Source organism: Synechococcus sp. HK05 (assembly GCF_019104765.1).
Taxonomy (GTDB): Bacteria; Cyanobacteriota; Cyanobacteriia; order PCC-6307; family Cyanobiaceae; genus Vulcanococcus.
The window spans coordinates 193172-215011 of record NZ_JAHRXJ010000001.1; the positions used below are offsets into that span (position 1 = coordinate 193172).

Genomic DNA, 21840 nt, shown 5'->3' on the forward strand with positions numbered 1-21840 from the left:
CTCAGCTCGGTTTGTAGGCGGCCAGCAGCCAGCGCTTGCCATCGCGGGCAAACACATAGGTATTGGTGAGTTGGGTGCTTGGGGTTTGGCTGAGCACGGCACCGCTGCTGCTGCGCCGCTCATCGCTGTAGCGAAGTTGCACCTGGGCGGCGATGCGGTTGGCGCTGCGTTCGTTCACCGTGAAGCTCTCCACCGTGGCCTGCACGCTTTCGGTGGCGCCGGCGTTGCGCAGGCTCTGCTCCTGACGCTGCAGGAGCTGCACCTGGCTGCCGCGGGCGAGATCGGTGAGTGGCAATGGAGCGCTTTGGCCCGCCAGCACGGCGGCTTTGGCTGTGAGCCAGGCTTCCAGCAGCTCCTGCAGTTGGGTGTCGCTGGGGTCGGCGGCGGTGAGCGGGAAGCTCGGGGTTGGGGCTGGGGCCGGCTCGGCGGGTTTGGCCTGCTCCACCGGTTGCACCGGCAGCGGCTGCACGGGTTGGCTACGCGGACGCAGCAGCAGCCAACCAGCCAGGGCGATCAGCGCCACAGTGCCGCCGGCTGCTGGCAGGGCCCAGCGGGGCAGGGCGCTCAAGTCGGGCCAGTGCAGTTCCGGAAGGCGCCAGGTGGGGCCATCCCAGAGGTCGTCGTCTGCGTTGGCCTCGTCGTCGGTAGCGGCGGGCTCGGTGGCGAGGTTGGTGTTCAGGCTGTCGAAGTTCAGCTCTGGCCAGGAGGAAAGATCGCTGGAGGCTTCGGCGGCCGCGGGGGATGGTTCGGCGGCCGGGCTGGGCTGGAGCCGGCCGCGGATGCGGTCTTGTTGCTCCACGTAGGCCTGCACATCGCGGTCGGCAAACCAAGCCTCCAGATCGGCCTCGGCATCGATGTCGCGGAAGCCGGGCAGCACTTCGCGGCTCAACCAGTCGCGGCAGTAGGCGCACAGGCGCGCCAGGGGATCGTCGCTCTGCTCGTGGGCCCACTGGCGCAGGGCCTCATCGGCTCCGGCATCGAACAGGGTTTGGGCCTGCTCCACCTGGCCGAGCAGCAGCTGCTGGCAGGCCAGAAACACCTCCATGCCCGGTTGGCCGCCCGCCTGCAGGCGCTGGAAGCCGGCTTGGATGCGCTCCGGTTTGCGCTGCACGAAGCCAGCGGCGGTGAGGGCGAAGCTGGCGAGGAAATCAGCGGTGGCAGAGCCGGCTTCGGCCCAACGGCTGAACAGATCCACCTGCTCCTGAACCGTGAGGAACTGGCGGATCTGCTTGAAGAAGGGTTGGAATTCGGCCTGGGGAAAATCAGCGTCGAGCTCCCCTTCCAGGCCGCCGCGCTGCAGCACCAGCTGTTCGAGCAGCTTGATCCCTTCCTGGCGAGCGCTGAGCGCCGAGAGATCGCGGCTGATCAGATCGAGCACCCGGTAGGGCAGCAGCAGTTTCAGTTCATGCTCGAGCTGGCGGCGTTGCTCGGGCAGTTGGCCCATGCGCTGCAGCAGTTGCAGGCCCTGCTGCAGGGTGCGGGCTGCCGCTTCGTAGCGGCGTTGGTTGCGGAAATCGCTGGCTGCGGCCTGGCAGGCGAGCCCCGCCAGCAGGGTGAGATCGGCTTCGCGGCTGCTGCCCAGGGCCGGGGCCTGGGGTGGTTGCAAGCCGCGGCTGGCGGCTTCAAAGGCTTCCTGGGCTTGGCCGGCTTCCATCAGCAGCAGCAGGCCGCCCACCTCGCGTGATGGCGGAATTTCAAGGGCGGCAATGGCGCCCTCACCCGTGTCGGCGATGGCGGTGAGCTCGCGTTCGTAGCTGTGGCGGCGCTCTTCATCGCTGAGCAGCTCGGCGCTCGCTTGCAGCAGATCGGCCCTGGCCTGCAGGGTGTCGATGGTGAAGCCCTGGTCGGGCGCGCGATCCAAACGCTGCTGCAGTGTGCGCAGCACGGTTTCGCTGTCGGTGGTGGGGGAGACACCGAGAAGGCGGAAGTGATCGATCGGCAGTTCCAATCCGCCCGGTTCGCTTGGGCGTGACTGTAGTCAGGGTCTGAGGTTTTGGCCTCAACCCACACACCGTTTGGTGATGGACCCCGTACAGTCGCCACAGCATCAGTAGTGGCCGGACAGCCGGAAACCGCGCATGACACAGGCAGATCTCGGCCAGAGCGTCGCCAACAACGGGGCTCCCGCCTGCTCCGCCGATGTGAACGCGGTGGGCCTGCACGCCGAGCGTCTGCTCAATCTGTACCCCTCCACCCCGGCTGTGGTGAGCCGCGATGAGGGCTTGATGCTCTATCGCGACATGACCCTGGGTCGGCGCTTTGAAGACAAGTGCGCCGAGATGTATTACCGGGGCAAGATGTTTGGCTTCGTGCACCTCTACAACGGCCAGGAGGCCGTGAGCACGGGCGTGATCAAGGCGATGAAGATGCAGCACGACTGGTTCTGCAGCACCTATCGCGATCACGTTCACGCCCTCAGCTGCGGCGTGCCGGCCCGCGAGGTGATGAGTGAGCTGTTCGGTAAGGAAACCGGTTGCAGCAAGGGCCGCGGCGGCTCGATGCACCTGTTCTCCAAGGAGCACCACCTGCTGGGTGGCTACGCCTTCATCGGTGAGGGCATCCCGGTGGCCCTCGGCGCTGCTTTCACCAGCCGCTACAAGCGCGACGCCCTGGGTGATGCCAGCAGCGATGCGGTGACGGCCGCCTTCTTCGGCGATGGCACCTGCAACATCGGTCAGTTCTATGAGTGCCTGAACATGGCGGCGCTCTGGAAGCTACCGATCATCTTCGTGGTGGAAAACAACAAGTGGGCCATCGGCATGGACCACAACCGCGCCACCAGCGACCCCGAGATCTGGCGTAAAGCCGCTGCCTTCGGCATGGCCGGTGAAGAGGTGGATGGCATGGATGTGCTCGCGGTGCGCGGCGCTGCCCAGCGCGCCATTGAGCGCGCCCGCGCCGGCGAAGGCCCCACCGTGCTGGAGTGCCTCACCTACCGCTTCCGCGGCCATTCCCTGGCCGACCCCGACGAGCTGCGTGCTGAGGCGGAGAAGGAGTTCTGGGCCCAGCGCGATCCGATCAAGCGCCTGGCCGCCCACCTGATCGAGCACAACCTGGCCACGGCCGATGAGCTCAAGGGCATTGAAAAGGAGATCGACGCCGAAGTTGCCGATTGCGTGGAGTTTGCGCTCGCTGCACCTGAGCCCAAGCCCGAAGAGCTCACCCGCTACATCTGGGCTGAAGACTGAGCCTCGCGCTCGGCGTTGCCTACAAGCCGTGCAACCGGGCCTGCTCTTTGGCGGCCCGGAATACCAGCCCGTGGCGCTGCACCAGCGGACCGAGATCGTCGTAGCCGCCGCCGATCACGGTGGCCACGGGGATCGAGCGCCGCAGGCATGCATCCAGCACCAGCCGATCGCGGTTGAGCAACCCTGTGCTGCTCAGGCAGAGCTTGCCGAGCCGGTCGTTGCGGTGGGGATCCACGCCGGCGTTGTAGAGCACCAGATCGGGCTTCACCTGATCGAGCAGGTTGGGAATCAGGTCGCCGATGGCGAGCAAGTAGTCGTCGTCGCCCAGGCCGTCGTCGAGGGGAAGGTCGACGTTGCTGGTTTGTTTGCGCAGCGGGAAGTTGCTCTGGCAGTGGGCGGAGAAGGTGAACACCCGCGGCTCCTCGGCAAAGATCGCGGCGGTGGCATCACCTTGATGCACATCCAGATCGATCACCATCAGCTGCTGCACGCGCCCCTCCGCCAGCAGCACCCGGGCGGCCACGGCGCAATCGTTGAAGATGCAAAAGCCGCTGCCGTGGTCGGGATAGGCGTGATGGGTGCCGCCGGCCAGGTGGCAGGCCAGGCCATGCTCAAGCGCCAGCCGGGCGGTGAGCACGGTGCCTCCCACCGCCAACCAGGTGCGCTGCACCAGCGGTGTGGTGGCCGGTAGGCCGATGCGGCGCTGCTCCTGATGGCTCAGCTCCCCACGGGCAAAGGCCTTGTGGTAGCGCTGCCCATGCACCAGCTCCAGCCAGCGGCGTGGCGCCGGCAGCGGTTGCACAAATTGGTCGTTTTGCGCCAGCCCCTGAGCCAGTAAGAGCTGATGCAGCATCCGAAACTTCGCCATCGGAAAGCGATGGCTGCTGGGCAGCGGCGCGGAGTAGGCCGGGTGGTAGATGAAGGGGACTCTCACTGGATTTGAGATCTGGCCTGACTTATGAGCTGCTGTTCCTGGTGTTGGGGTTGTTGGGGACGGTTTATCAAAGCTTTATCAATCCAGGCTCACTGCGGTGCCAAGGGGGTGCTTCGGTAAGGCCCCCCCTGAGTCCGCTCTTCCTGGCTTGCTGTGGCGACAAAGGGGCAATGGAAGCTCCCGGATTGTCAGTTTGGCGGTTCTACGCCACATGCAGCATCGCGTTGTCAACCGCGCTGGTAAGCCTCTGACACGCTTTGAGCGAACCACCGATACAGACTCCCTCAAGCTCGCGAAGGAGCTGTACCCGGGCGTCCTGATCGAGCTGAACCAGGAGCTGGCCGAACGGTCTGGTTCGATCCTTGCGACAAAAGAGGCCGCCTCCCAGCGGCTGGTGAGCAGCAAGAGCGTGTGGCACAGCCATCAGCTGAACGTGGTTCTCGGGTTGTGGCGGAGTTTGTGGAGGTTGAGCTTTCCCTGAAGGAGGAGCTGAAAAGTTAATCGCAATCAGAATCCGCCGAAATTGTCGGTAGTGAATGCGTAAGTTGTCTGGAGATTGACACTAGCGCCGACTGCAAGGTTTGTCAGTGATTGAGTTTGCTCTACCGCCGCTAGTGCACCACCAGGACCCCCCGTCGCTTGCCAAACTTGGACTTCATTAGCATTACCATCCCCAGTGGTATCTGCCTGGAAGACTAGGAATGCAACTGCGCCGTCAACAAATGCATCATTGCCGCCACCACTTTGGAATGCAGCGGTGATCGCAATTAGGTCATCTCCAGTGTTGCCAGAAACGTCAATTACTGCACCCGCACCAGTGAGGACTGCTGCACGATCAGGGGTGATAGATCCAGCGCCAAAGGCACCAGCAGCAGCACCAACAATCGCACCAACATCGCCAACACCGATGTTGTTATTGAGAATTTGGTCACCAGCAGCACCAACAACAAAGTCGGTAACGGCGTCGATGCCATCACCTGTGGACCAGCGGAACTCGTCAGCACCATTGCCACCAGTCAGTTGGTCGTTGGCTGCGCCACCAGTAATAGTGTCAGTGCCGTTGCCACCAGTAATAGCGTCGCTGCCGTCCCCCCCAGCGATAGTGTCGCTACCATTGCCACCGACTACATCGATATTGAAGCCTACGCCGTTAGATGCTGTAACGCTGATGCCACCATCTAGGCCCGCTGCGTTGACATCACCTTTAAGGTTAATCACATTAAAATAATGGCCCGGTCCAGGGGGTGCGAACTGGGTGAGTGACAAAGCCTTGTCGTCAGCCAATTGAATTGTGTCAACGGTTATTGTATTTAGAGCTGTATTGTCGTACCGAAGCTCTGTGTTGTCAGATCCAGTAATGATTGTTGTAATGCCAGCGGTGGCAACTTCGACTCCAAGGTTAAGCTTGCTTGCGCCAAGCAATGCTACTTGTTCAACTTCTCGGACCCGGGTGACGTCGGTATTAAAGTTCCCGGTATTAAGAGGGTCGATCGCCGTGGTGAATTGAATCGTATCAATGCCATCACCGCCAACGACGGTTGTGTCGTCTCTAAGCTGTACATCATTAGTATATGAGAAAAGATCGTTGTCATCATTTCCAAAGAGCCTGTCGGCACCAGCGCCACCAGTAATAGTATCCTTGCCATCTCCACCAACCAGGCTGTCATTTCCGCTGCCACCGGTAATGCTCACGCCGGTTGTGGTGAACTCGCTGACATCAACCGTCGAGGCTGCAGTGGCCATCGAAATATTGACGGTATTAATGCCAGCCGTTTGAGCAGTGAGATTAAGCGCGATGTTTGATGATGCCGTGCCGATAACATGCAGCTCTTCCACCGAAGACGCTTTGGCAAATGAAACCGTATTGGCAATATTTAGTCCGTTATCAACTGAGATGCGGTCAAGGTTTGCTCCACCATCAATTGCGCTATCGACTAACTCGCTACCATTCTCCAGTTGTGCCTCGTTGGTGTAATAGAAAATATCATTGCCGTCGTCGCCGGCTAAATTATCGACGCCTTCTCCACCAGTAATTTCGTCATCCCCTGTTCCTCCTATGATGCTGTCGTCGCCAGTGTCTCCTAGAAGTTCATCGTTGCCAGCGCCGCCGAGAATGGTGTCGTTTCCTGTTGTCCCTCCATATAGGTAGTCATTACCATCGCCACCATCAATCTGATCATCGCCTTGTCCACCTTGCACGGAGTCGTTTCCTTCTCCGGTTGAGATTATATCGTTGCCCTGATTTCCAAAGACAGTATCGTTTCCTTGGCCTCCACTGATGATATCGTCACCTCCCGATCCGCGAAGAGAATCGCCATCGGGAGATCCGATTATGGTATCGGCTGATTCTGATCCACTGACCTTGATGCCATTCCCGCTGCCATAACTAGATGCATTAACACTGTTGCTGTCTGAACTAAGTACAATGGAGTAATCATTTGCACCATTGCCTAAGGGGACTGTGGTTGCCCTGGAGATGCCTTGGCGAGTGAATGTTGAGGTGGACGAGATGGGACCACTCAGTGTGATTACCCCAGTGGCAGTTCCTCCAAACGTGATTTCCTTGTTATTGGTGTCCTCAATAAGAAGAAAAGTCCTCGTGCTTACTCCACCACCGCTGCTCCCACCATTGTCGGTTGGAGTTGGAGTTGGAGTCGGAGTTGGAGTTGGAGTCGGAGTTGGAGTTGGAGTCGGAGTTGGAGTTGGAGTCGGAGTTGGAGTTGGAGTCGGAGTTGGAGTTGGAGTCGGAGTTGGAGTTGGAGTCGGAGTTGGAGTTGGAGTTGGAGTTGGAGTTGGAGTTGGAGTCGGAGTTGGAGTTGGAGTCGGAGTTGGAGTCGGAGTTGGAGTTGGGTCAGGTCTCGGGGACGGAGATGACCTATTGATGGGGATTAGTTGGCCCGAATTAATCGATGTATCGGGATTCGAGAGAATTGACTTTGTCTCTATCTTGATCGTTTTTTCTAATGCATTCAGAGAGGCGAAATCACTATTGCCAAGTCTTTCTCTGATCTTTATCCTGCCACTTAAAGAGAAGCTAGAGTTGTCGTTGACAAAGTTGGCGCTTTCTCCATTGTTATCGGTGTAGAAGTATTTTAGCGCTGGCCTCTTCGACGATTCCAGGAGTCTCTGTATTCGCGAGAGATGGCGTTTCCTAATCTTGATATAACCGTTACTGGGTTGCGCCTTCAGATTGATGCTCTTGCGACCCACTACATATTTGACTTGTAATGACTGGTTGACGATTTGAAATTCTTCAACGGTGGTGTCTCCGTCCGTTGATAGCTCGATCACACGAAATGGAATGCGGGGCATGGCCGCAGCGGAATCTTGCGTGCACCAGGATTATAAGTCACAAATTCTTCCCCCTTGCGGCTTCTCTCCCGTTAGTCTCTCTGCGTCTGGTTGATCTTTGCGATTGTCTTCAGTGATTAATGGCCAGTGACCCGTGCTCGTTTATCCATTCTCTATTGGTGGCTTCTTTGTGATGCAACTGCTTGCTTTGCTCGCTCGGTGGATTTGAAGCATGATATGAACGTTCTTTCGGTAAATTCGGTATCAATCGTAACTGTATTGCTCTTCTCGGCGCACCGTTTGCTTTGTGGTCACATCGCTATTGTAAAGAACAACGAGAACCTGATGAAATCCTATTAAGGGCAATATGTGGTGTTTGCGTAAGTACTACAGACTTTTGGCTCCTCGCCTTGGTAGATGACGCTTTGACCGCCTCTGGTTGGTTCTGGATGCCGCTGCTTAAAAGGCGGCACATAAGCAGGACGACTCGGGATCGGACGTTGTTGCTGGTTATTGCTGCTTCCTTGGGGCTGGTATTGAGCTGAAGCCGGCACTGGTGACAGCAGCGCAGCAAGAAGGAGGAGTGAACGGGCCAATTGATATAGATCAACTTTGACCAGTTCGCCATTAAAACCCTTGGCTTTGTGATGGGTGCATCAAAGGCTCATCGCTTTTATTGCACTCCTTAAGGATCAACTGGGGCTTGGTGTCGAAGTCCTGGGTCGGACGGTTTGCCAAACGGTTTAAGTACCGTTGATAAACCCACCCCTAAAACCCAGTCCACCACTCAACGAATGGTTTATAAGCCGTAGGAAAGCGATGGCTACTGGGCAGCGGCGCGGAGTAGGCCGGGTGGTAGACGAACGGGGGATGCACCCTTGCGCGGCGGCGTGGCTCTCAGTGTCCCGCGCTGAGGGCGACGCTGTTGAACCCCCACCAGAGCAGAGCGACCCACAGCAGCAGTGACACAAGCCCCAGCCAGGCCTGCACAGAGGTGCTGTTGCCCTCAAGCCAGGGGCGGTAGACGCGACTCAATGCAGGCACCAGCAGCCAGGAGGTGGCAGCAACACAGAGGGTGTTGCTGATCAGCATCAGGCTGGCCCCTGAGGCCTGCGGTAGAAGCCGGTTCAGCAGCGGCGACACCAGCATGGCTGTGGGATAGAGGGTGAGCAGCACCAGAAGATTCACCTTCCAGGTGGCCACGCGGCGCTGGATTCGCCGCGATAGCCAGCGGCCATAGCCCATCCAGTTGGCCTTGCCCTGAAAGCGAAAGCCTGTTTCCTCTTCCTCAAGCAGCAGCAGGCGTCGCCGTTGCGGATCATCCAGCCAGCTCATGCACTGCTGGATGGTGGCAAAGCGTAGGCTGGTGCGAAACACGCACTCGTTGGGGCGCTGCTCGATCAATTGGCGCTGCAGGCTGATAAAGCCTTCGCGTTGGCTCGCTAACGCATGCATGCGCTCGCTGAAGCGCAGAAAGCGTTCCACATGGTGAGGCTCCACGCGCTGTTCGAAGTGGTATTCGAATGAGCCGAGCCCCTCACTCATGGTGTGCGGGTTGGCTGATTTAGAGGCTGCTGGGCATCCGGCGGGTGAGGTGTCGCAGTTTGCGCAGGGCCTTGAGTTCCACCTGGCGCACACGCTCGCGCGACACATCGAGCATGCGGCCGATCTCGGCCAGGGTGTGCCGCTCTTCGCCCTCGAGGCCGAAGCGCAGCTCGAGCACCTGCCGCTCCTGTTCGGTGAGGTGGCTGAGCCAGCGGCTCAGCTGCTCGTGGTGCATGCCGCGCTCCACCTGATCGAGCGGTTCGGCATGGCTGTTGTCGGCGATCAGGTCGCCTAGGAAGCTGCGGCCTTCCTCGCCGTTCACCGGTGCATCGAGGCTCGAGGTGGTGAGGGCTTGGCGCAAGAGCGAATCCAGCTCGTCGATGGGCATCTCCATCGCCTCGGCGATTTCCTTGCGACTGGGCATGGCGCCGAGCTTGTGGGCTAGATCCAGGCTCACCTTGCGGATGGCGGTGAGCCGCTCGGAGAGGTGCACCGGCAGGCGAATGGTGCGCGACTGGCAAGCAATGGCGCGGGTCATGCTCTGGCGGATCCACCAGAAGGCGTAGGTGGAGAACTTGTAACCGCGGGTGGGGTCGAACTTTTCTACGGCCCGCTCGAGGCCCAAAGAGCCCTCTTGAATCAGGTCGAGCAGTTCTAAGCCTTTCCCTTGATATTTCTTGGCAACGCTCACCACCAGGCGCAGGTTGGCTTTCATCATCCGTTCCTTGGAACGGCGGCCCACACGAATGGTTTTCTTTTGCTGATCGGTATAACCGCTCTCGGGCTCCTCTTCGGTGAGCCGCATCATTGCCTGCACCTGATTCCCCAGTTCGATTTCCTCAGCTGGGGTTAAGAGCGGCACGCGGCCAATGGTGGAGAGGTACCAGCTGATCGGGTCACTGCTCCTGCGGCGACTGGCGCCGCCAGGGGAAAGTCCTGAAGCGGTCATGTACCCAATATCGAAAGTGAGAGAAATCTCCTATGGGTTTTTGAAAACCCCTTCTGACTTCAGGCGCGCTTCAGCTTTCTGCAGCAAAAGTGCACACAGGTGTTGAGACTCACGCTATATCCGCTGTTGTAATTGCTTTTGCAATTTCTTCCCGTGGCGCAGCTCGCTGGCTACGGCAAGCGGATCGGCGCCGCCGCTGCCCGAGCGTTCAGCCGCCTGGGCGCCAGCGCAGGCGTGGGCCAAGGCCGCTGCGGCCAGCAGTTCAGCGGGCCCGCTGCCCATGCTCTGGGCGGCGAGGCCACCGGCATAGCCCGCCAGCACGTCGCCCAGGCCTGCTCGCCCCGCAGCGCTGCAGGCTGAGCCCAGCTGCCAGCGCCGGCCATCGGCGGCCGCGATCACGGTGCGAGCGCCCTTGAGCAGCACGCTGCACGGCTGGTGAGCACTGCAGACCTTGGCGGCGGCTGTGGCTGCCCGCAGGGGCGGTTGATCAGCCAGCTCCGGGAAGAGGCGGGCAAATTCACCGGCGTGTGGGGTGATCCAGGTGGGTCCCTGGCGGCCCTGCAGCCAGGGCTGCGCACCCAGGTGTGCGAGGCGATTCAGCCCATCAGCGTCGAGCAGCAAGAGGCCCGGGAACTGTTGGAGCCGCTGCCAGCTCGAGGCCTCCGCTGCGGCCTCGGCAGCTGCCGTGCCTCCCAGGCCGGGCCCGAGAACCACCGCATCCAACCGCTCCAGGGCGCTCTCGCTGAGCCCCCCCAGCTGCAGGCTGCCGCTGGGATGAGCCTCCAGTGCGGCGCTCACCACCACGTGGGGCTGCACACTCCACAGCTGCTCGGCCACAGGGCGCGGCAGTGCCGCCCGCAGGCTGCCCACCCCACTGGCGCTGGCCCCCTGCAGGCAGAGCTGACTGGCACCGCGATAGACGTCGCTGCCCGCGATCACCAGCAGCCGGCCCCGCTCGTATTTCGAGGCGGCTGCGGATGGCTGCGGCCAAGGGGCGCTCTCCAGATCGCGGCCCCATAGAACTCGAGGTTGATCCGGCTCAAACGCCTGTAGCAGCGAGGCCTGCAGCCCCAGCTCAATGCGCTCCAGCCGGCCCACCCAGGCGAGTGCCTGATCCTGCAGGAATCCCTGCTTGATCAGGCCGATGCTCAGGCTGAGGGCGGCGCAGGCGGCCACGCGGCCCAGGAGCTGGCCGCTGTCGGCACAGAGGCCGGTGGGGCCATCGATGGCGATTAGCTGGTTTGGCCGCAGCTGTTGCCGCTGGTGCAAGAGCGTTTCCAAGGCGTCGCCGGGTGGGCGGCTCTGGCCGATGCCGAACAGCGCATCGATCCACACGGCTGGATCGGCTGGATCGGGCGGCGCATCCAGCTGCGGAATCCCGAGCCAGCGGGCGTGGCGCAGGTGGGCTGCGGTGAGCGGTTTGTGGCGCTCAAACGGGCTCCAGATCCGCACGGCGATCCCCGCCAGGTGCAGTTCGCGCGCCACCACCAGGCCATCGCCGCCGTTGTGGCCTGGCCCCACCAGCACCAGAGCGCCGCTGCGCTGCAGCTGGGGCCACCAATCGGGTTGTTGCAGGCGCCGCGCTACCGCCAGCGCTGCCTTTTCCATCAGGGCCTCCACTGGCAGGCCGCTGGCAAAGAGTTGCTGCTCCAGTGCGGCCATCTGGCCGCCACTCACCAGCAGATGCTCGGCATCGCGCGGGGGCCAGGTGGGCTGGGGCAAAACAGCGCGGGTGGTGGCAGTTCCATGATGGAGAGATCGCGTCGATCAGGCCGCAGGGCCTGGTCTGTTTGTTGGTTTGGCCCGTTTTTCTGTGATTCCTGCGGCTGCCGATGCTTCGGTGGCGGCCACTCCCGCCGGTGCGGCAGCGCTGGAGCGCCTGCAGGCCTGGCCTGGTGAACACCGTGTGGCGGTGGGGCTATCGGGTGGCGTGGATAGCTCGCTCACGGCGGCGCTCCTGGTGGAGGCGGGCTGGCAGGTGGAGGGGCTCACCCTCTGGCTGATGAGCGGCAAGGGTGCCTGCTGCGCCGAGGGGTTGGTGGATGCGGCCGGCATCTGCGAGCAGCTCGGCGTGGAGCACCACGTGGTGGATTTCCGCGAGCACTTCAAGGAGCAGATCGTGGATTTCCTGGTGCAGGGCTACGGCGATGGCATCACGCCGCTGCCGTGCTCGCGCTGCAACCGGGAGGTGAAATTCGGCCCGATGCTGCGCTGGGCCGCCGAGGAGCGCGGCATCGAGCGGATTGCCACTGGTCACTACGCGCGGGTGTCCCACGGCGAGCAGAGCGACAACGGCCGCCATCAACTGCTGCGCGGCCTTGATCGCCAGAAGGATCAGAGCTACTTCCTCTACGACCTGCCCCAGGAGGCGCTAGGGCGCCTGGTGTTTCCCCTGGGCGAACTCACCAAGGCCGATACCCGCGTGGAAGCGGCGCGGCATGGGCTGCGCACGGCCGAGAAACCCGAGAGCCAAGACCTCTGCCTCGCCGACCACCACGGCTCGATGAAGGCGTTCCTCGATGCCTACCTACCGCCGCGTCAGGGCGAGATCGTGCTGGAAGACGGTCGCGTTGTGGGTGAGCACGATGGCATCCAGCACTTCACCATTGGCCAGCGCAAAGGTTTGGGCGTGGCCTGGAGCGAGCCGTTGCATGTGGTGCGCCTCGATGGCGCCATGAATCGTGTGGTGGTGGCTCCGCGCCGTGATGCCGCTCGCGGCGATGCGCTGGTGGGGGCCGTGAATTGGGTGTCGATCGCTCCGCCTGAAGAGCCGATCGACGTGGAGGTGCAGGTTCGCTACCGCAGCGGAGCGGTGGCGGCTCGCTTGTCTCCCCTGCCCGCCACCGATGCCGATGCGGCGGCCGGCCGGCCCCATCGCTGCCGGCTGGAATTTGCCGAGGAGCAGTTCTCGATCACGCCGGGCCAGGCGGCGGTGTTTTACGCCGGTGATCGGGTGCTGGGAGGCGGCCTGATTCAGCGCTGACACGCCCCTTCCCGCGTGTTCACTTTGGCTCCACAATGACCGGGCTGCTCGGCCTGTCGCTGTCCGTGGTCCTCGCTGAGGAGCTGTTGTGAGCGGGGTGGCAAACCGACTGAATTCAGGGCTTCTGCGGCAAAGCCTGCGCATCGCGGTGGTGATGTTTGTGACCGCGGCGATTGCGCTTTGGTGTGATCGAACCGCTTATCTGTGGTACCCGCTGAATGCTGCTTTGATCGTTGTCGATGACAACGATGAGCTCACCCTCCCTGCGGCCAGGGGCCGGATCATGGGCACCATTCTTGGGGGTCTGCTCACCTTTGTAGTGCACACCATTGCCTCCGGCTGGATGGCGGTGTTGCTCACCTGTCTGTTGTGCTTCCCGCTGCTGCGCCTGTGCGGATGGCAGGGGGGATTGTCGACGGCGGTGAACATCGTGGTGATGTTTCTGATGATCCCCAAGCCCACGCAGCTGAATTGGGATTTCGTCTTTAACCGCAGCCTCGACAGTTTGATCGGCATTGTGGTGGCCGTGGTTGTGGCCTATCTGTTCTGGCCTAGGAATCGCCTGGCGGAACTCGATCGCTTGGATGTGGCGCTTGATCAGCAGATTCGTTCTGGTCAACAGGGGGCTGCTGCAGAGCTCACGGCTGGGTATTTGCGGCTGGCTCGCTTGGTGGAGGTGGCGTTGCAGAGCCAACAGGCTGACCTGGTGCGGCGCAAGCGTTGGCGGCAGCGCTTGTTGCTCTGGGAAACCTTGCTGCATCACTCCCTCGAATTAGACCGTCATCGATCCCTCCAACAATCCGGCTTGCGTTCGCCCCTGTTGGCAGCTGCGATGGCAGACGAGCGACAACGGGTGCATCAGGCGCTGCGCAGCATGCAGTTGTGTCGTGAGGCCTGTCGATGATGCATCGCGACGACCTGCGATTGGCCATTTGCGTGGGTCTTGCGGCCGGCTTCGGCAGCATCAGCACGGTGCCGGATGGCTACTACTTGCCGCTCACCGTGGCGGCCGTGATGGTGGGTAGCTACGGCGGCTCCTATGCCCTCGGATTGCAGCGAGTGATTTGCACGTTGCTGGGCGGTTTGCTGTTGTTGATTGCCCAGCCTGCCTTCACCGGGCTGCCCTTTCCGATTGGGTTGGCGCTGATGTTGGGCCTGATTCGGTTTCTGGGTGGTTGCCTGGGCTTGGAGGCGGGTTACAAGATCACCGGGATGGTGGTGGTTATGGGCTGGTTGATGCAGTCCACCGCTGTGGATGGCTGGTTGGGCCTCAAGCTGAGCTGGACGGCGCTTGGGGTGGTGCTGGCTTTACTGGCGTTGCATCTGTTTTGGCCGAGTACTGCGATTCGCGAGCATCAAAAGGCCTATGGGGCCTTGTTGGAGCTCCAGCGGGAAGCGCTGCTGGAACAACAGCGGCTGTTGGTTCAATCGGCCGGTGCACGCCTCTCACCAGCTCGCCGTAAGGAACGCCATCGCGAGCTGATGCGCGCACTGATTCAATCGCGGGCCACGCGTTCGGCTGCGGTGCTTGAGCTGGGTGCCAATCCCTACGCCCAGCCGCAAATGCATCTGTGGACTGACCTGGAGCGCTGTTGTGCTGCCATCGCTGGATGCATCACCGCCTTGCGGGCCTTGCGTGAGCCGCTTGTTGCGGTTCCTGGCTTCCGTGGGTTGCATCAGGCTGAAGCTCATCTTCTGGCTGATGCCGCTGCGCTGCTTGGTGTGTGGCAGGACGCTCTGAAAAAGAACCGACCAGCGCTATCGGCTGACAGCACATCTCAGGATCTTCAGGCCTCGATAGAGCATTTGCGCAGTGTGGAGAGGGATTTGCTGAAGCAGCCCGATCTACCGCAGGTTCTCGATCCATTCCAGCAGCGCCAATTGGCGCGCCGCTTGCTCCTTTGCTACCAGATTGGAGCTGTGGTGCAGCGGATGCAACTGCGTTGGCAGGAGTTGATCGTTACCAATAGGGATCCGTCGCCAGCTCCACCGTGAGCTCTCCGCTTTTGCTGGCCGGCACGGTGGCGATGCAGGCTCGAACCGTGGTTCCGTTCACATCGAGTTCGCAGGCGCCGCAGCTGCCGCCCAGGCAGCCTGTGGGGATAGCGAAGCCGGCCTCGCGGGCTGCCTGAAGCCAATCCATGCCTGGGGCGCAGCGGGTGGTTTGCCCCGTAGGCCAGTGGATTAACACCTCTTTCATGGTTGATGCAGCAATGGCTCCAAGTTCACGTGCTGCTCGAAGGCATCGGCGAGGCGATCGAGCAAAGCATCGCGCTGACGGCTGTGGTGTGGTTGCTGTTCGCTCAGCATCGGCAACCCCTTGCGCGCCCTGAGCTGATTCAGCCAGCGTCGCCGCCAGGGTCCGCTTTCAAACACGCCATGCAGATAGGTGCCGGCCACATTCGCTTGCACCCATCCCAGTCCGTCATCCACGCAGAGCGACTGGCAGGGTTCAAGGGCGAAGGTGCTGCCTCGGTGCAGCTCGAAGCCTTCGATTTGCAGAGAGGTGCTCTCTGAGGAGGTGTCGTTCAAGGCTGGCCATTGGGCTTGACTGGCGCGCTGCCGCAGAGCTTTCTCGCCGCCAAACACGGTGCGCAGGGGCAGAAGGTTGAGTCCGGCTGCGCTTGAGGCGGCTCCGTTTCCTCCCTCAAGCCCCTCGGGATCATGGAGCTCACGGCCCAGAAGCTGCATCCCGCCGCACACGCCGAACACATGCCCACCGCTTGCGGCGAACCGATGCAGTTCACTGCAAAGTGCTGCACTCTGCTGCAGGGCTTCCAGGTCGCGCAGGGTCTGCTTGCTTCCCGGCACCACCACGGCATCAGGGTTGCCCAGCTCCTCCCCGGGAGCCACCCAGCGCAATTGCACGCTCGGTTCGGCCTCGAGGGGATCGAGATCAGAGAAGTTGCTCAGCGATGGCAGCTTGAGCACGGCGATCTCCAGCTCGGCGCCGCGCTTGCGGCCCCGGCGCTCCAGCAGATCGAGGGAGTCTTCCGGGGGGAACAGCTCATCGAGCCAGGGCATCACGCCGAGCACGGGAATGCCGGTGTTGTCCTCCAGCCAGCGGCGCCCCTCATCAAACAGTTCACGGCGGCCGCGGAAGCGGTTGATCAGCAGCCCGCGAATCAGCGGACGCTCCACCGGCCGCAGCAGCGCCAAGGTGCCCACCAGCTGGGCGAACACGCCGCCGCGCTCGATGTCGGCCACCAGGATGCAGTTGGCGCGCAGGTATTGGGCCAGGCGCAGGTTGGTGAGATCGCGCGGCTGCAGGTTCACCTCCACCGGGCTGCCCGCCCCCTCCAGCACCAGCCGCCCGCCGGGGTACGCCGCCTGCATCTCGCCCAGGCCCTGGCGGATTGCGGCCCAACCCGGACGAAACCAGTCGCGGTAGTAGTGCTCGGCGCGGCAGCTGCCCACCGACTGCCCCAGGTGGATCACCTCACTGGTGCTGTCGCCCTGGGGCTTGAGCAGCACCGGGTTCATGGCGCACTGGGGCTCGAGCCCCGCGGCCCAGGCCTGCAGCGCCTGGGAGTAGGCCATCTCGCCGCCCGCCTGATCCACCCAGGCGTTGTTGCTCATGTTCTGCCCCTTGAAGGGCAGCGGTGTTTCACCGCGCCGACGCAACACGCGGCAGAGGGCGGCCGTCATCAACGACTTGCCGGCACCGCTGCTGGTGCCAAGCACCATCAAGGGGGTGGGGGTGTTCACGTTGGGCCGGTGCTGTTGGTTTCAAACCAGGCCTGAAGGTCAGTCCATGGCAGTTCACCTGCGGCCAGGCGGCAGATCATCAAAACCACCTCTTCATTGGAGGCCTGGAAACGGAAGCCGTTGAGACCCAAAAACACGACGGCAACCAGAAAGCCGCTGCGCTTGTTTCCATCTGCAAAGGGATGGGCTCGGATGAGTGCTTCTGCATAGGCTGCCGCCAATTGGGGAATGGTGCTGAGTTCCTCGACATCCCAGCGTTGTCTGGGGCGAGCCAGAGCCGCCTCTAGCGCTGTTGCATTGCGAATGCCTTGCAATCCGCCGTGCTCGAGGATTTGATCGTGATGAATGGCACGCACGGCTATCGCTGGAACCCAGCAGGGCTCAGGGCCTGCGCTCATTGGGCGAGCTCGCGCAAGGCTGGCTGGAATTGTTTGGCGGCTTCGGAGGCCAAAGCGAGAGCCTGCTGAACCGTGGGGTCAAACGGCGTTAAGAGGATGCCGTCTTCGGTTTCGATGGCCTGGATGCGATCGCCTGGTTCCAGATGGAATCTGCGTGCCAGTTCCTTGGGGATGGTGGCGCTCACAGAGCCACCGGATTGCCGCAGGGTTACTTCTGGGGCCATGGCTCGATTGGCGGGAAGCACAGAAATGCTACCCATGGATTGTTCGTGCTGGTTCGCCTGGGCTCATCGGCTGTTTTCGGGGCTGCTGGTGTTGGCAGCTCTGAGTTCTTCAAGCACAAGGGCCAGGGTCTCGTTCAATTGGATTCGGCTTCTGGGGGTGTCGGCGAGCTGAAATCGGATTGCTGCGATAAGGCGTCCAATCTCGAGTTGGCGTGCTCGAGCCACCTTGTCTCTTGTTCGATCTCGAAGACGGGTCGCCAATTCAGCATCGCCAAACAGCGCCGCCAGAGCGGCAATGTGGAGAGATACTCCGATCTGCTCATCCAATGAAAGGGCTTTGAGGTGGAGGAGGGCTCCATGGCCGTAGTTGGTCAGGAAGGAAATGGCGATCAGCAGAGCCCCTGCAAGGAACGTGGCTGCCGCTTGACGATCGAGAGTTGGGCTTTGCATCAGGCTAACGGCGCCCATTGGCTCCGTTTCTTGATGGTTAATCACTCAGCCGCCTCCCTGCATCCGTGAAATCACGGCACCGCTCTCAAAGCCGTGGCCAGTGCTGAACCAGCCAATGCAGCAGGCGTCGGGGGACGCTGGCCCTGGCGATTTCTCCATCCCAACGGCTCAACACCTCGCGGCCGAGGGGGGTAAGGCGCACCCGTTCGGTGAGGCCTTGGCCGTCCACTTCGCGGCGCAGCACCCCAAGCTGGATCAACCAGATCAGATGGTCTTCCGTGCGGTTGGCACTGAGGCGGCGGCGCGTGATGCGGCGCCAGTCGGCTCGGGCGGCCAGTTGGCTGCTGCTGAGGGCGCCCTGCTCCAGCTCTTGGTAGAAGGCCAGCCGAAACGGCAGGCAGCGCACGGCCTGGCGGGCGCGGTGGATGGCCTGCTGGGTCTGGCTGTCGGCGGAGGGGGCGATCACGCGTGGGGCTCTTTGACTGTCATTCTCCTGCTCAGGACTGCTGCGTGACTTCCGTGTTGCTGCTTGCCTCCGCTTCCCCTGCTCGCCGGCGACTGCTGGAGCAGGCGGCCATTCCCCACCGCGTGCAGGTGAGCGGTGTGGATGAAGACGCGATCATGGATCCCAATCCGGCGCAGCTGGTGCAGTGGCTGGCGCGGGCGAAGGCGCTGGCGGTGTGGAACGGCTGCAGGGATCCTGAGATCACCGCGGTGCTCGGTTGCGATTCCGTGCTGGCCTTCGAAGGGGAGGTGTTTGGCAAGCCGGCCGACGCTGAGGAGGCGATTGCGCGCTGGCGGCGGATGGCGGGCGGCTGGGGGGAGTTGCACACCGGGCATTGCTTGTTGCCATTGGGGGGTGCGGGGCAGTGTCCGCAGGCGGATATCCATGGATATCCCGACCTGGACGCGCTGCCGACGATCACCACCATCACCACCCGCGTGCAGTTCGCCCCGCTCAGCGAGGCCGAGATTGCGGCCTATGTGGCCACGGGTGAGCCGCTCCAGTGCGCGGGCGGCTTTGCCCTGGAAGGGCGTGGTGGCTTGGTGGTGGAGCGGATCGAGGGCTGCTTTTCCAACGTGATCGGCCTCAGCCTGCCGCTGCTCAGGCGCTGGCTGGCCGGGGATGGCTCAAGTCGCTGACGCCTTCGCTTGCATCAGATCCGCACGCCACTGTTGCCATCGCCGCCAAGCCATGGCTATGGCCTGGGTAGGCCTTGATCTGAACCCATGAAATCCTTTGCGCTGTTCGCGGCTGGATGCCTCCTCGCTTGTAGCGGTTCCCGCGTGAATGCCTCCTCCATGGAGCCGATTGAGCTCTCCAAGGCGCAGCCGGTTGCCGAGCAACCCGTGGCGGCTGAGCAGAACCACCTGCAGGCTGCCTCGGCGCAGATGCGCAGCGGTGTGACCCGTGATGGCGACCTGCCGCTGGAATTCAAGAAGCCCACGGGTCCCCGCGGACACAACCTGCTCAATCTCAGTTTTTGATCCTGCACCAAGCCAGGCAGCTCCTCTGCCTGGCTGGCTGCCCTCAGTTGAAGAGATCAATCAGAAAGTTGTTCATTGCCCGCTGGAATTTGCTGTTGCTTCCCGATTCGGGGTTGTAGTTGCGCTGGGTGACATCCAGGCGGTAGTCGGCCCAGCGGAAGATGCCACTATTGCCGCGATCCTGCACGTTTACTGGCCAACGCCCACCGGCTCCGTCGGTGATCACCGTTCCGCGGTTGCTTTGCTCAAACACATAAGTGGGGCCCTGACGCAGGTTCACTTCAAAGCGCGGCTGGAAGCCCTGCCGGATCTCACGCAAGGCGCAGCTTCCATTGAACAGCTGTTGATTGCCGCGCATCAGGCGGCAGGTGCCGGTGTGGCTCACCGGTCCGGGACCGGGTTGCGGGTAGGGGGTGGGGTTTGGATAAGGCGTGGGATTCGGGAACGGTGCCGGCGCGTTGCCGAACAGCTGGCTTGTGATCCGACCCGCCGTTACGCGTTGACCGTTCTCCATCCGCCAGCAACTCTGACGATCGCTTTGGCAGAACACTCCATTGCTCAACTCAAAGCGGCGTAGCGGTAGCCGTGATCCGAAGTTCTGCTGCGCCGTCTGCTGGGCGTACCGTCCGAAATAAGTGCCCGTCAGCTGTAGCGAGAGGCCGTTACGGTCGTAGCAGAGCTGATTGGTGCCATCACACACCACTCCAGCCGTCGGCATGGTGATGGTGCTTTGGCCAGCGGGATTCGGCAGCGCCTTTGCCTGTTGGGCAGGCTGGATCAGAACCAGGCTCATCAGCATTGGGCTGATTCCTGCCAGAGCACAGCTTCGGTTCAGACGCCGCATCATCCGTTGAATGGGTTGAACCAGTTTGATCAAGCGGTTGTTAATCCGCTCAACCCTTGCTTTGCGGTGAAAGGTTTCCACAAAAAAAGCCCCCGCCTTGCGGCGAGGGCAGAGACAACGGGATTGATCGGACGATCAGTCGAGGTCGGGCATGGCCAGAGCGGGCTCGGCCTTGCGGTCGATGCCTTTCTCGAAGCCAGCCGCGGCAGCGCGGGCGCGGCCGGCGTGCCAGAGGTGACCCACCAGGAAGAAGAAGGCGAGCACGAACTGCGTCGCAGCCAGCCACTGGCGGATGTTCACGAAGTTCACCGAGTTGGGCTCGGTGATGATGCCGCCCACCGAGTTCAGCGAAGCGTTGGGGGCGTGGGTCATGTATTCAGCCGCGCGGCGCACTTGCCAGGGCTGAATGTCGTTCTGGAGCTTGTCGAGGCTCAGGCCGTTGGGACCGCGCAGCGGCTCCAGCCAGGGACCACGGAAGTCCCAGAAGCGCATGGTTTCACCACCGAAGATGATCTCGCCGGTGGGTGAGCGCATCAGGTACTTACCCAGACCGGTGGGACCCATGGCAGAGCCGATGTTGGCGCCGAGGCGCTGGTCACGCACCAGGAAGGTGAAGCTCTGGGCCTGGGAGGCTTCGGCGTTGGTGGGGCCGTAGAACTCCGAGGGGTAAGCGGTGTTGTTGAACCAGATGTAGGCCGAGGCGATGAAGCTCATGAAGCTCAGAGCACCGAGGCTGTAGCTCAGGTAGGCCTCACCGTTCCAGATGAAGGCGCGGCGCACCCAGCCGAAGGGCTTGGTCACCACGTGCCAGATGCCACCGAAGATCAGGGTCAGACCCAGCCAGATGTGGCCACCGATGATGTCCTCCATCGAGTTCACACCAATGATCCAGCCCTCGCCGCCGAAGGGGGCGCGGAACAGATAACCGAAGATCACCCCCGGATCGAGGGTGGGGTTGGTGATCAGGCGCACGTCGCCGCCACCGGGGGCCCAGGTGTCGTAAACGCCGCCGAAGAACATCGCCTTGAACACCAGCAGCAGGCAACCCACACCCAGAAGGATGAGGTGGTAGCCAATGATGTTGGTCATCTGGTTCTTATCGCGCCAATCCTGCGAGAAGAAGGCGGAATAGTTCTCCAGAATTTCGGGGCCACGCAGAGCGTGGTACAGGCCGCCGAGACCGAGCACGGCGGAGCTGATCAGGTGCAGCACACCCACCACGAAGAAGGGGTAGAGGTCAACGACCTCACCACCGGGGCCTACGCCGTAGCCGAGGGTGGCCACGTGGGGGAACAGGATCAGGCCCTGCTCATACATGGGCTTGTCGAAGGTGAAGTGGCTCACCTCGAACAGCATCATGGCGCCAGCCCAGAACACCATCAGACCGGCGTGGGCGACGTGGGCGCCCAACAGGCGACCCGACAGGTTGATCAAACGGGCGTTACCCGACCACCAGGCATAGCCCGTGGAGTCGAGGTCCTTCCCGCCGATCCCGGAGAGAGAAGGATTAGAGAGCGTTACCACGGGGCAGAACCTCTTCAGGGAAGACGAAGTTTTCGTGTGGCTGGTCAGCCGGTGCCATCCAGGCACGCAGACCTTCATTCAGAAGAATGTTCTTCGTGTAGAAGGTCTCGAACTCGGGGTCCTCAGCGGCGCGGATCTCCTGCGACACGAAGTCGTAGGCACGCAGGTTGAGGGCCAGGCCGATGATGCCGATGGAGCTGGTCCACAGACCCATCACCGGCACAAACAGCATGAAGAAGTGCAGCCAGCGCTTGTTGGAGAAGGCGATCCCGAAGATCTGGCTCCAGAAGCGGTTGGCGGTGACCATCGAATAG

Annotated in this window: 22 protein-coding genes and 1 pseudogene; 8 read left to right on the plus strand and 15 right to left on the minus strand. The window is 62.0% G+C overall.

The genetic code is table 11. The features are described 5' to 3' along the window. Position 1 precedes the first annotated feature (1 nt). Positions 2 to 1948, minus strand: coding sequence for an IMS domain-containing protein (locus tag KUL97_RS01055; protein WP_217794907.1), 1947 nt, complete (start codon positions 1946 to 1948; stop codon positions 2 to 4). 130 nt (positions 1949 to 2078) lie between these two features. On the opposite strand from KUL97_RS01055, the gene pdhA reads away from it, so the two are divergent. Next, complete coding sequence (pdhA, locus tag KUL97_RS01060) at positions 2079 to 3188, plus strand: pyruvate dehydrogenase (acetyl-transferring) E1 component subunit alpha (protein WP_217794909.1); 1110 nt, start codon at positions 2079 to 2081, stop codon at positions 3186 to 3188. 19 nt (positions 3189 to 3207) lie between these two features. Here pdhA and KUL97_RS01065 read toward each other — a convergent pair whose 3' ends face one another. After that, positions 3208 to 4122: a histone deacetylase gene (locus KUL97_RS01065; protein ID WP_217794911.1), complete on the minus strand. Its 915-nt coding sequence runs from the start codon at positions 4120 to 4122 to the stop codon at positions 3208 to 3210. A gap of 211 nt (positions 4123 to 4333) precedes the next feature. On the opposite strand from KUL97_RS01065, the gene KUL97_RS01070 reads away from it, so the two are divergent. After that, positions 4334 to 4603: a hypothetical protein gene (locus KUL97_RS01070; RefSeq protein ID WP_217794913.1), complete on the plus strand. Its 270-nt coding sequence runs from the start codon at positions 4334 to 4336 to the stop codon at positions 4601 to 4603. Between the two features lie 26 nt (positions 4604 to 4629). Here KUL97_RS01070 and KUL97_RS01075 read toward each other — a convergent pair whose 3' ends face one another. After that, on the minus strand, positions 4630 to 6705 hold the full coding sequence (locus KUL97_RS01075; RefSeq protein ID WP_368656050.1) for a beta strand repeat-containing protein: 2076 nt from the start codon (positions 6703 to 6705) through the stop codon (positions 4630 to 4632). On the opposite strand from KUL97_RS01075, the gene KUL97_RS13650 reads away from it, so the two are divergent. Continuing rightward, positions 6632 to 7207, plus strand: a complete 576-nt coding sequence (locus tag KUL97_RS13650; RefSeq protein WP_254896064.1) for a hypothetical protein — start codon at positions 6632 to 6634, stop codon at positions 7205 to 7207. The genes KUL97_RS01075 and KUL97_RS13650 overlap by 74 nt on opposite strands. 1103 nt (positions 7208 to 8310) lie before the next feature. Here the strand turns inward: KUL97_RS13650 and KUL97_RS01080 are convergent. From KUL97_RS01080 to KUL97_RS01090, 3 genes are all read right to left on the minus strand, one after another. After that, complete coding sequence (locus KUL97_RS01080) at positions 8311 to 8958, minus strand: hypothetical protein (protein ID WP_217794917.1); 648 nt, start codon at positions 8956 to 8958, stop codon at positions 8311 to 8313. Between the two features lie 19 nt (positions 8959 to 8977). After that, a complete protein-coding gene (locus KUL97_RS01085; protein ID WP_217794919.1) occupies positions 8978 to 9907 on the minus strand; it encodes an RpoD/SigA family RNA polymerase sigma factor in 930 nt (309 codons plus the stop codon). Positions 9908 to 10021: 114 nt separating this feature from the next. After that, positions 10022 to 11629 (minus strand): NAD(P)H-hydrate dehydratase, encoded by a 1608-nt coding sequence (locus KUL97_RS01090; protein WP_254896034.1) that lies wholly within the window; start codon positions 11627 to 11629, stop codon positions 10022 to 10024. A 118-nt stretch (positions 11630 to 11747) separates the two neighbouring features. Here KUL97_RS01090 and mnmA point away from each other — a divergent pair, with 118 nt between their 5' ends. The 3 genes from mnmA (at position 11748) to KUL97_RS01105 (ending at position 14885) form a co-directional block, all read left to right on the plus strand. Next, positions 11748 to 12890, plus strand: a complete 1143-nt coding sequence (gene mnmA / locus KUL97_RS01095) for a tRNA 2-thiouridine(34) synthase MnmA (RefSeq protein ID WP_217794988.1) — start codon at positions 11748 to 11750, stop codon at positions 12888 to 12890. 88 nt (positions 12891 to 12978) lie between these two features. Further along, entirely contained in the window at positions 12979 to 13794 is an 816-nt protein-coding gene (locus KUL97_RS01100) for an FUSC family protein (RefSeq protein WP_217794921.1), read from the plus strand. Next, positions 13794 to 14885: an FUSC family protein gene (locus tag KUL97_RS01105; protein ID WP_217794923.1), complete on the plus strand. Its 1092-nt coding sequence runs from the start codon at positions 13794 to 13796 to the stop codon at positions 14883 to 14885. Before KUL97_RS01100 ends, KUL97_RS01105 begins: the two co-directional genes overlap by 1 nt. Here KUL97_RS01105 and KUL97_RS01110 read toward each other — a convergent pair. From KUL97_RS01110 to KUL97_RS01135, 6 genes are all read right to left on the minus strand, one after another. Further along, on the minus strand, positions 14851 to 15090 hold the full coding sequence (locus tag KUL97_RS01110) for a 2Fe-2S iron-sulfur cluster binding domain-containing protein (protein ID WP_217794925.1): 240 nt from the start codon (positions 15088 to 15090) through the stop codon (positions 14851 to 14853). The genes KUL97_RS01105 and KUL97_RS01110 overlap by 35 nt on opposite strands. Continuing rightward, positions 15087 to 16577: a cobyric acid synthase gene (locus KUL97_RS01115; RefSeq protein ID WP_217794992.1), complete on the minus strand. Its 1491-nt coding sequence runs from the start codon at positions 16575 to 16577 to the stop codon at positions 15087 to 15089. The genes KUL97_RS01110 and KUL97_RS01115 overlap by 4 nt, the downstream gene beginning before the upstream one ends. A 17-nt stretch (positions 16578 to 16594) precedes the next feature. Next, complete coding sequence (locus KUL97_RS01120) at positions 16595 to 16954, minus strand: type II toxin-antitoxin system death-on-curing family toxin (protein WP_368656047.1); 360 nt, start codon at positions 16952 to 16954, stop codon at positions 16595 to 16597. A 38-nt stretch (positions 16955 to 16992) separates the two neighbouring features. Beyond that, the gene (locus KUL97_RS01125) at positions 16993 to 17256 is read right to left on the minus strand and encodes an AbrB/MazE/SpoVT family DNA-binding domain-containing protein (RefSeq protein ID WP_217794928.1); all 264 of its coding nucleotides are present in this window, start codon (positions 17254 to 17256) and stop codon (positions 16993 to 16995) included. Between the two features lie 27 nt (positions 17257 to 17283). After that, entirely contained in the window at positions 17284 to 17688 is a 405-nt protein-coding gene (locus KUL97_RS01130; RefSeq protein ID WP_217794930.1) for a hypothetical protein, read from the minus strand. Positions 17689 to 17755: 67 nt separating this feature from the next. Next, positions 17756 to 18136 carry an Npun_F0494 family protein gene (locus tag KUL97_RS01135; protein ID WP_368656048.1) on the minus strand — a complete coding sequence of 127 codons (381 nt, stop codon included), beginning with the start codon at positions 18134 to 18136 and terminating at the stop codon, positions 17756 to 17758. Positions 18137 to 18189: 53 nt separating this feature from the next. Between KUL97_RS01135 and KUL97_RS01140 the strand changes: the two genes are divergently transcribed. Next, positions 18190 to 18813, plus strand: a complete 624-nt coding sequence (locus KUL97_RS01140) for a Maf family protein (RefSeq protein ID WP_217794994.1) — start codon at positions 18190 to 18192, stop codon at positions 18811 to 18813. A gap of 87 nt (positions 18814 to 18900) precedes the next feature. Then, the gene (locus KUL97_RS01145) at positions 18901 to 19158 is read left to right on the plus strand and encodes a hypothetical protein (RefSeq protein ID WP_217794932.1); all 258 of its coding nucleotides are present in this window, start codon (positions 18901 to 18903) and stop codon (positions 19156 to 19158) included. A gap of 43 nt (positions 19159 to 19201) precedes the next feature. On the opposite strand, the gene KUL97_RS01150 is transcribed toward KUL97_RS01145, so the two are convergent. From KUL97_RS01150 to KUL97_RS01160, 3 genes and pseudogenes are all read right to left on the minus strand, one after another. After that, on the minus strand, positions 19202 to 19951 hold the full coding sequence (locus KUL97_RS01150) for a YcgJ family protein (protein WP_217794934.1): 750 nt from the start codon (positions 19949 to 19951) through the stop codon (positions 19202 to 19204). A gap of 186 nt (positions 19952 to 20137) precedes the next feature. After that, complete coding sequence (gene psbC / locus KUL97_RS01155) at positions 20138 to 21526, minus strand: photosystem II reaction center protein CP43 (protein ID WP_217794936.1); 1389 nt, start codon at positions 21524 to 21526, stop codon at positions 20138 to 20140. Continuing rightward, positions 21510 to 21840 (minus strand): annotated as a pseudogene (locus KUL97_RS01160) (photosystem II D2 protein (photosystem q(a) protein)); the annotation flags it as partial. The gene psbC and the pseudogene KUL97_RS01160, both read right to left, overlap by 17 nt.